The sequence below is a fragment of the Noviherbaspirillum sp. genome (genome assembly GCF_036846085.1).
Lineage (GTDB): Bacteria > Pseudomonadota > Gammaproteobacteria > Burkholderiales > Burkholderiaceae_D > Noviherbaspirillum.
The window spans coordinates 1-9,202 of sequence record NZ_DAIUCO010000222.1; the positions used below are offsets into that span (position 1 = coordinate 1).

The 9,202-nt window shown below is 57.6% G+C and carries 12 protein-coding genes; 4 read left to right on the top strand and 8 right to left on the bottom strand.

What is annotated here, in order from left to right:
* Both V7080_RS20270 and V7080_RS20275 read right to left on the bottom strand, forming a co-directional pair.
* Positions 1-798, bottom strand: a 798-nt coding sequence (locus V7080_RS20270) for a HAMP domain-containing protein (protein ID WP_334190200.1), incomplete at its 3' end; no start/stop codon positions are given.
* A gap of 326 nt (positions 799-1,124) precedes the next feature.
* Entirely contained in the window at positions 1,125-2,453 is a 1,329-nt protein-coding gene (locus V7080_RS20275; protein ID WP_334190201.1) for an ATP-binding response regulator, read from the bottom strand.
* Between the two features lie 9 nt (positions 2,454-2,462).
* On the opposite strand from V7080_RS20275, the gene V7080_RS20280 reads away from it, so the two are divergent.
* Positions 2,463-2,666, top strand: a complete 204-nt coding sequence (locus V7080_RS20280; protein WP_334190202.1) for a hypothetical protein — start codon at positions 2,463-2,465, stop codon at positions 2,664-2,666.
* A gap of 114 nt (positions 2,667-2,780) precedes the next feature.
* On the opposite strand, the gene pbpG is transcribed toward V7080_RS20280, so the two are convergent.
* Entirely contained in the window at positions 2,781-3,755 is a 975-nt protein-coding gene (gene pbpG / locus V7080_RS20285; RefSeq protein WP_442947262.1) for a D-alanyl-D-alanine endopeptidase, read from the bottom strand.
* A 1-nt stretch (position 3,756) separates the two neighbouring features.
* On the opposite strand from pbpG, the gene V7080_RS25440 reads away from it, so the two are divergent.
* Positions 3,757-4,023: a hypothetical protein gene (locus V7080_RS25440; RefSeq protein ID WP_442947263.1), complete on the top strand. Its 267-nt coding sequence runs from the start codon at positions 3,757-3,759 to the stop codon at positions 4,021-4,023.
* Between the two features lie 131 nt (positions 4,024-4,154).
* Here the strand turns inward: V7080_RS25440 and V7080_RS20290 are convergent, their stop codons facing one another.
* From V7080_RS20290 to V7080_RS20310, 5 genes are all read right to left on the bottom strand, one after another.
* Positions 4,155-5,243 carry a tartrate dehydrogenase gene (locus tag V7080_RS20290; RefSeq protein WP_334190204.1) on the bottom strand — a complete coding sequence of 363 codons (1,089 nt, stop codon included), beginning with the start codon at positions 5,241-5,243 and terminating at the stop codon, positions 4,155-4,157.
* 70 nt (positions 5,244-5,313) lie between these two features.
* Positions 5,314-6,012 (bottom strand): nitroreductase, encoded by a 699-nt coding sequence (locus V7080_RS20295; protein WP_334190205.1) that lies wholly within the window; start codon positions 6,010-6,012, stop codon positions 5,314-5,316.
* On the bottom strand, positions 6,009-6,449 hold the full coding sequence (locus tag V7080_RS20300; RefSeq protein ID WP_334190206.1) for an acyl-CoA thioesterase: 441 nt from the start codon (positions 6,447-6,449) through the stop codon (positions 6,009-6,011). The genes V7080_RS20295 and V7080_RS20300 overlap by 4 nt, the downstream gene beginning before the upstream one ends.
* Positions 6,450-6,462: 13 nt before the next feature.
* Positions 6,463-7,308 carry a DMT family transporter gene (locus V7080_RS20305; protein ID WP_442947264.1) on the bottom strand — a complete coding sequence of 282 codons (846 nt, stop codon included), beginning with the start codon at positions 7,306-7,308 and terminating at the stop codon, positions 6,463-6,465.
* Positions 7,309-7,376: 68 nt separating this feature from the next.
* Entirely contained in the window at positions 7,377-8,288 is a 912-nt protein-coding gene (locus V7080_RS20310) for a histone deacetylase family protein (RefSeq protein WP_334190208.1), read from the bottom strand.
* Here V7080_RS20310 and V7080_RS20315 point away from each other — a divergent pair.
* Entirely contained in the window at positions 8,265-8,549 is a 285-nt protein-coding gene (locus tag V7080_RS20315) for a hypothetical protein (protein ID WP_334190209.1), read from the top strand. The genes V7080_RS20310 and V7080_RS20315 overlap by 24 nt on opposite strands.
* Before the next feature lie 27 nt (positions 8,550-8,576).
* The gene (phaP, locus tag V7080_RS20320; RefSeq protein ID WP_334190210.1) at positions 8,577-9,146 is read left to right on the top strand and encodes a TIGR01841 family phasin; all 570 of its coding nucleotides are present in this window, start codon (positions 8,577-8,579) and stop codon (positions 9,144-9,146) included.
* The last annotated feature ends 56 nt before the right edge of the window (positions 9,147-9,202 follow it).

Below are 9,202 nucleotides of genomic sequence, written 5' to 3' on the forward strand. Positions count from 1 at the left end.
CTGGCCGCCGAGCTTGCCTTCCGTACCCACTTCCCGCGCCACCCGGGTCACTTCGGACGCAAAGGAACGCAACTGGTCCACCATGGTGTTGATCGTGTCCTTGAGCTGCAGGATCTCGCCGCGCACGTCCACCGTAATTTTTTTCGACAAGTCGCCGTTCGCCACCGCCGTCGTCACTTCCGCGATGTTACGCACCTGCGACGTGAGGTTACCCGCCATGGAGTTCACCGAGTCGGTCAAGTCCTTCCAGGTACCTGCGACACCCGGCACGTTCGCCTGCCCACCCAGCTTACCCTCGGTACCCACTTCCCGCGCCACACGCGTCACTTCCGATGCAAACGACGACAGCTGGTCCACCATCGTATTCGCGGTGGACGCAGCCAGCAGGAACTGTCCTTTCAACGGGCGGCCGTCAACATCCAGCGCCATGGTTTGGGACAGGTCACCTTTCGCGACGGCGCCGATCACCCGCGCCATTTCGGTCGTGGGGCGCACGAGGTCATCGATGAGGGTATTGACCGACCGCACGATCGTCGCCCAGCCACCGGCTACATTGAGCACCGCCGCACGCTGCGTGAGGCGCCCTTCCCTGCCCACCACGCGGCTGACGTCGGTGATTTCCAGAGTCATCTGCTGATTGGTTTCGAGGATGTCGTTCAGGGTATCGGCAATTTTCCCCGCCAAACCGGTCCAGTCGGACGGCATGCGCGCTGAAAAATCCCCTTTTTTCAATGCTGTTAACGCAGCGAGCAGTACCTTGACATCCAGTGCCTCGGCAATATTTGTTTTTGTGTCCATGCTAGCTCCCTAAGCGAACCGAATTATTGGAATTTGTTGTCTTCATGACATGGGAAGGAGAGGTGCCCGCATAAATCGCGAGCAAGCGGAACGAATCCGGCTGAAGAAGATGGATTGACACTGCAAGCCTTCAATAAGATTGTGACAAGCGCCGTCACGTGTTGTAACACGATTGCGTCAAATCAATGACTCTCCGGTATTTTCCAGCCAGACACATTGATTTTTCTCAAGTATGTTGTGTCTCTGGAATCACTGGGCATCATAGGAGATTCGTCCGGAGATGTCATCCCGGCAGCCGTCAGGCGCTCCCATTGCCCTGGCCGGCGCTACAGCAGCTTGACGATCTTGTTATTGCGCGTTTCCTTGCGCTTGCGTGGGCTGACCGCGGCTTCGACAGGTCCCCGCAAGCTTTCGACGCTTTCGCTGAGCTTTGCAAGTTCGGAATACACATCGGCCCGCGAATCGGACGTATCGGGGACCAGATTGGTGTTATCAATAGGGAGAGTCACGGTCAGCGCAGTTCCACGGTCCTGCCCGGTCTCAATCACCAGCTGGCCGCCGAGTGTGCTGATGCGCTCCTTGATGCCTACCAGCCCGAACGAGTTGGCTTTGCGGCGGCAGCCGGGGAATATGCCGATTCCGTTGTCCGCAACCTTCATCCGCAACAGGCTTCCGACCTGTTCAAGCTCGATGCGTGCCCGGGTTGCCTGCGCATGGCGCAATACATTGTTCAGGGACTCCTGCAGGATGCGGAACAGCGCCGTCGCACGGTTATCGTCCACGACCAGTTCTTCTTCCTGCATTGCCAGGTCGCACTCGATGCCGGTACGGCGCTGGAATTCCTTGACCTGCCACTCGATCGCCGCATTCAGGCCAAGATCCAGCACTGCGGGGCGGAGGTTGTTGATGATGGCCCGCATTGCTTTCATGGTGCTGTCGATGTGGTCGAGCACCGAATGCACTTTGCGGTTCAGTTTGGGATGCGTGGTTCCGGTACGCGCATGCAGCATCGAGATATCGATGCGCAACGCAAGAAGGTTCTGCCCCAGCTCATCATGGATTTCCCGTGCGATGCGCTTGCGTTCGTCTTCCTTGATGCGCTCCTGGTAGCTTGCCAGCTGACGCAATTCTTCCTGTGACTGGCGCAATGCCTCTTCGGCCTGTTTGCGTTCGTTGATATGTTCGAGGTCGAGCTTGCGCTGCTCCTGCAATTCGCTATTGAGCTTGGCCAGCTGTACCGTCTGATGCTGCAACTGCAAATTCTTTTTCGCCAGTTCGACGAATACCGCAACCTTGGTCTGCAGGATTTTTGGAATGATGGGAGTGAACAGATAGTCCACCGCGCCTTTTTGATATCCCTTAAGCTTGTTGATCTCGTCGGCGAAATGTGCCGTCACGAAAATGATGGGCACCGATGCGGACCTTGGATGGGAATGGATTGCTTCCGCTGTTTCGAACCCGTCCATGCCGGGCATGCTCACGTCTAGCAGGATCACCGCAAAGTCGTGATTGAGCACCTGGCGCAATGCTTCCTCGCCTGACTTTGCAATCACGACCTCGTACTGGTTTTCACCGCTTGAATACGTCAACAAGCTGGACAGCGCAAGCAGGCTGGCGGAATCATCGTTGACAAGGAGGACTTTAGGAATAAGCAATTTTTATCGATGCAGCAAAAATTAACAGTGCGGATACCGGCACAAAATGCGAAAGACGGATTATCGCACTTTGAATTACCAAAAGTGCGTCCGGCCTTTTTGTTACCGCCAGTTGGTTTTCAAGCGGAAGCCTTTTTATTTTGGTCTAAAACGGCGTCCGGGAACAACAATTATGCAAGGAAAATTGTAGCGGTTTGTGACTATTTCTTTTGATTAAAAAACTCATCATCATGTCTTACTGGCATCGATTCTTGCGGTCAGAAAAGCAGACGGGCCGCAGAGCGGCCCGAATAGCTAGTGAATCGACATATTCATACTCAAAGGAAGTCAGCTCTGCTTCGCATTCACTTGTGTCATCAACGGCTGACGGATCCCGCTTTCGAGCCATTTTCGGATACGCGCAGCGTCCGCAATGCGGGAATACTTTCCCTTCGAATCAAGGAAAATCATCACGACCGGACGGTTTTCGATGCGGGCCTGCATGACGAGGCAGCGCCCCGCTTCCGAGATATAACCCGTTTTCTGCAATCCGATATCCCAATCGTCGTCCATCACCAGCCGGTTCGAATTCACGTAATGCACGAGATGGGCTCCGGTATCCACCGCATACTTCGGATCGGTGGAATATGTACGGATGATGGAATGCTGATAGGCGGCAAAGACCAGTTTGGCAAGGTCGTTCGCACTCGCCACGTTGCCGCTGGACAAACCAGTGGAATCAACGAAGCGGGACGTATGCATGCCGAGCGCCTTTGCCTTCGCATTCATCGCCGAGACAAAGGCAGGCAATCCGCCCGGATAATGACGGCCGAGCGCTGATGCGGCGCGGTTCTCCGAACTCATCAGTGCGATATGAAGCATGTTTGCCCGCGTCAGCTGGGCACCGATGCGCAAACGGGAACCGCTGTTCTTTTCGCGGTCGATATCATCGTGCGTGACCTCAAGCATCTCTTCCAGGTCCTGGCGCGCTTCCACGACGACGAGTGCGGTCATCAGTTTCGTCAGCGATGCGATCGGCAACGCCACATTCGAATTTTTTTCGAACAGCACTTCGGAGGTATTCTGATCCATCACGAGTGCAACGTTGGATTGCAAGGCAAGGGGATCGCGCGTGAGATGGAGACCCGCGATATCGCCGGCGGTAAACATTGGCGCAGGGGAAGGAACGACCGCAGCGTAGCGTACCCGCTTCTCCACAACCTTCGGCGAGCTCCTGCTGTCGCGCGAGGCTGCCAGGCTTTTGCTTTGTCGTTTGATTTTACCGGACGCCTTGGCGACCTTCCGACGCGAATCGACCGACACTTTGGCAGCGCTGCGTTCTTTTGCCGAAGCGCTTGAGCGGCGTGCAGCAACGGCAGGCTTGGCGGCGGCAACAGGCTTGGCTGTGGTTTTGGTTTTCGACGCCGCCTTTTTTTGCGCCGGTTTCTTCGCAGCCGAAGAGCCCTCGGCATGGACGGCCGGAACCACGAAAACCAACGCACACAATGATGCGACTATTCGCAGCGCGGACCTGATCATCTGCACTTCCCCCCTTAATTCTTGCAAGCGGCAATTATATCTTGCAGTCTAGCAAAATAGTGAAAATCAGCAAGGGAATTAAGTAGTTAGCGCAGAGAATTAAACAACTTTCTTAGAAAAAACTGATGAAAATCAATCCGCATTTATATTGCACCGTGACCCGCAAATGCGAATTGATCAAAGTCATAACGCAGCCGCAATCGCCTGACCAAGGTCGGCCGTTCCAGCCGTGCCGCCGATATCGCGGGTGAAGGGCGCATTCTTCGGCCCCGCTTCCAGCACATTCTCAATCGCCTGCAATACTACCGCAGCCGCCTCCGGGTGTCCGAGATGCTCCAGCATCATCGCGCCGCACCAGATCTGGCCGATCGGATTGGCGACACCTTTGCCGGCGATGTCTGGCGCGGACCCGTGCACCGGCTCGAACAGGGATGGATACTTGCGGTCCGGATTGATGTTGGCCGACGGCGCGATCGCTATCGTGCCGGTACACGCGGGACCGAGGTCGGACAGGATGTCGCCGAACAGATTGGATGCCACCACCACATCGAACTGGTCAGGGCGCTGCACGAAATGGGCAGTCAGAATATCGATGTGGTACTTGTCCCACCTGACATCCGGATAGGCCTTTGCCATTTCGACCACACGTTCATCCCAGTACGGCATCGTGATGGAGATGCCGTTGGATTTGGTTGCGGAAGTGAGATGCTTTTTCGGACGCTTCTGCGCCAGGTCGAACGCAAACTTGAGCACCCTGTCGACACCGGTCCGCGAAAACACGCTTTCCTGGAATACGACTTCCCGGTCCGTGCCCTCATACATCTTTCCGCCCACCGATGAGTACTCGCCTTCGGTGTTCTCGCGGACCACGTAAAAATCAATGTCGCCCGCCTTGCGTCCGTCCAGTCCGAATCGGGCCAGCGGTGACGGGATGCCCGGCATCAACCGGCAGGGGCGCAGATTCACGTACTGGTCATAGTCGCGCCTGAACTTCAGCAGCGATCCCCAAAGCGATATGTGGTCGGGCACCGTGTCGGGCCAGCCGACTGCGCCGAAGAAAATCGCGTCGTGCCCGCCAATCCGGTCTTTCCAGTCGTCCGGCATCATCTGTCCGTGCCTGGCAAAGTAATCGCACGATGCGAAGTCGAAATGATCCCACTGGAAATCGATACCGAACTTGCGCGCGGCGGCATCCAGAACGCGGACGCCCTCTGGCACGGTCTCCTTGCCGATGCCGTCACCGGCAAGAACAGCGATGCGATGCTTGGTCATGATTGATCCTTTGGAAAACGCACTAACTCATTGAATGGTATTTGCGGCGCCGGGCGATATCCGGAACGCGTTACTCGTCGACGAACTTCACAAATCCGGAAACCGGCTCGCGCTCCGTGACCAGCGTATTTTCAATCCTGTCCGGATCGGCGTAACCGAGCGCCATTCCGCACACGAGCATTTCGTTCGCCGGCAGCTGCAGCACATCGGTGACGATGCGGTGAAACGGCGTGAAAGCGGCCTGCGGGCAGGTGTCCAATCCACGGCCACGGGCGGCGATCATGATACTTTGCAGGAACATGCCGTAATCCAGCCACGAGCCCTGCTCCATGATGCGATCGATGGTGAAGATCAGGCCGACAGGCGCATCGAAGAAGGTGTAATTGCGCCCATGTTGCGCATGCATGCCAGACTTGTTTTCCCGCGTCAGCCCTAGCAGCGAATACAGATCCCAGCCCACCTTGCGCCGGCGATCGATATACGGCGACACCCACTTGGTCGGGTAGTAAGGGTACTCTTCCGCATGCTTCTTGCCGCCTTCGGGATCGTTGTGCGCGCGCAAAATTTCGGCGGAAAGCCTTTCCTTGACCGCGCCTGTGAGTACATACACTTTCCAGGGCTGGGTGTTGGTGCCGGACGGTGCGCGCGCGGCGACGTCGAGCAGCGACTCGATATCCTCGCGCGCCACCGGCGTCGGCAGGAAGGCGCGGATGGACCGCCGCGATGTGATCGCCGCGTCGACGATCTTTTGTTCGGTTGTATTGATCATTGTTCTGGCACCTGGATGGTTTGCAGCAGTTGTCGCATGGCGTCGGGAATGGCACTCGGCTTGCGGGTGTCCCGGTCCACATAGACATGGATGAAATGGCCCTGCGCGGACGCGCGCTCCTCGTCATCCCGGAAAATCGCCACTTCGTAGCGCACGCTGGAATTGCCGAGCTTCGCGACGCGAAGACCGGCGATGATCCGTTCCGGGAATGCCACCGACGCGAAGTAATTGCACTGCGTCTCGATCACCAGTCCGATCACCTGGCTGCGCTCGATGTCGAGCACCCCCTTGCGGATCAGGAATTGATTGACCACCGTGTCGAACCAGCTGTAATACACGACGTTATTGACGTGCCCGTAGGCATCGTTGTCCATCCAGCGCGTCGTGATGTCATGAAAATGCTTATAGTCGCTCCGCTTGTTTGGCTCTGCCCTCATCCGATCTCTTTCCTTATTTTTTAACGACCAGCGCCACGCCGATCACTGCCAGCACCATGCCGGCCATGCCAATGATACTGAAGGCTTCGCCAAACATCATCCATGCCATCACCGCGGTCGTCGGTGGAGTGAGATACAGCAGGCTGGTGACCTTGGTGGCGGCGCTTTTGCGGATCAGCGCGAACAATAAAAAGATCGCACCGATCGACAGCGCCAGTACCGACCAGAGCAAGGCGCCGATGAAGCTTGGGGTCCACTGCACCGTGTCAAGTGCCGGGCCGAAACCTTCGAGTGCCACGGCAAACGGGAGAATGACCGCGATCGATGCGGCGAACTGGATCACGGTGCCGGTGCGCAGATCAAAGCTCGCGCAATAGCGTTTCTGGTAAAGCGTGCCGACCGTGATCGACAGCAGTGCCATCACGCACAGCAGGATGCTTTGTGACGACAACCCGATCAGCGAGATCTTGTTGGCCACCACCAGGGCGACGCCGCACAGTCCAAACAGCAGGCCCACCCATTGCCGGCCCCGAACCGTCTCGCCGACCAGCGGTGCGGCGAATGCGGTGAGAACCGGCTGCAAGCCGACGATCAGCGCCGACAGGCCGGCCGGCATCCCCAGCTTGATCGCACACCAGACCCCGGCCAGATAACCCGCTTGCACCAGGATGCCGGCTACCGCGATGTGACGCATGCGGCCGACCGGCCAGGGGGCGCGCATCAACAGCACGATGGGCAGCAGGACCACCAGCACGCTGATGAAACGCAGCAGCAGAAACGTCAGCGGCGGCGCATAGGGCAGGCCGAACTTCGCAACCACGAAGCCGGTGCTCCATATCAGAACGAACAGATACGGCATTGCGGATATCCACGGGCTTTGCGGGGTTTCAGCGGCGGTGAGGTCGACGGATGCGGAGGAAGTCATGGTTATTTCATGGTGGACGCGCCACCTGCGTATTGGGAAGCAAGGGCAATAGTCTGCACATGCACATCGACGGTGTCTTGGATGTTCTTGCCGTAACCCCCGGCCATCGCGATGGCTACAGGGATGGTTCGTGCACGGGCGGCGTCCAGCACCATGCGATCACGGGCGGCCAGCCCGTCCTTGGTCAGCTTCAAGCGGCCCAACCGGTCGCCCTCGTGCGGGTCGGCGCCCGCGAGGTAAATAATCAGTTGCGGCGAGAAGCGCCGGAACAACTCGGCCAGCGCGCCTTCCAGTGCATCGAGATACAGGTCGTCGCCGGTCCCGTCGGGCAGCGCGACATCCAGGTCGCTGGCTTCCTTGCGGAACGGATAGTTGCGCTCGCCATGAAGCGACAGGGTAAAGACCGAATCGTCATCGGCAAGGATGGATGCGGTGCCGTTGCCCTGGTGTACGTCGAGATCGACGATCGCCACCCGCTTCACCCTTCGTTCGGCCTGCATTAGCCTGGAGGCGATCGCGGCGTCGTTGAACACGCAGAACCCTTCGCCATGATCGGCATAGGAATGATGCGTGCCACCGGCAAGGTTGACCGCCGTGCCGTCGGCAAGGGCGGCACGGCAGGCTGCAATCGTGGCGCCGGCGGACCGGCGCGAACGTTCCACCATCTCGGGCGACCATGGAAAGCCTATGGCTTTCTGCTCTTCCGCCGACAGCCTGCCTTCGGAAACCTTACGGATGTAGTCGGGATGGTGAGCCAGCGCCAGCACGCCATCGGTGGTATGGGGAGCCTCGTGAACCTCGATGCTGTCCGCCACGAGGGGCAGTGTTTCCCGGACCAGCCGGTATTTTTGCATCGGAAAGCGATGCCCCTGCGGTAGCGGCAGGACAAAATGGTCGCTGTAAAAGGCTTTCAAAGGGAAGGCGGGGCTGGAAATGACCCGGGCGAGTTTAGCATGCGCCTGAGACGAGCGAAGGTGACGCTCGACGGACGCCAAGCGGCGGAAAATCGCTGCATTTGCCGTCATCAACACGCTTGTAACCTGCCGGAAACATTGAATAAAAACGTTGACTTACAAAAATTAATCCTTAAAATGCGGTTTGTTGCGACGCACAAAAGAAGGCTGGCAGTAATCATTGATGTTCACTTCCTGCGCGCTATGTTCGACCCCTGTTGATCAACCGATTTTCTCCAAGGAGAGCCCATGTTTTCGATTCCCGAGCAATTTTCCGCAGCAACGAAATCCAGCTTTGAAGCACAGCTGGCACTGATTACGACCCTGAGCAACAAGACATTCGAAGGCGTCGAAAAGATCATCGACCTGAACATCACCGCCGCCAAGTCGTCCCTGGAAGAGTCCAATGCTGCAATGAAGCAATTGTTGACCATCAAGGACCCGAAAGAGTGGATCTCGGCCAGCGCCGCCCAGGCACAGCCGAATGCTGAAAAAGCCCTCGCGTATGGCCGTCACCTCGCTTCCATCGCATCCGGCGTTCAGGCTGAATACAGCAAGGCAGCCGAAGCACAGATCACCGAAGCCAGCCGCAAGATGCTGGAACTGGTCGAAGAAATCACCAAGAACGCACCAGCCGGCTCCGAAAATGCCGTCGCCATGCTGAAATCCGCCATCGGCAATGCCAGCGCAGGTTACGAGCAGTTCACCAAGACCACAAAGCAGGCCGTCGAGACGATCGAAGCCAACGTGAACACGGCCGTCAGCCAGTTCACCCAGCCGGCTGCCAAGGCTGCCGCAGCCCGTACCACCAAGAAGTAATTCGTTTCAAACCGCTGCCGAATGCGTGCGGCCGGCCAATAAAAAGCCCCGTTTTT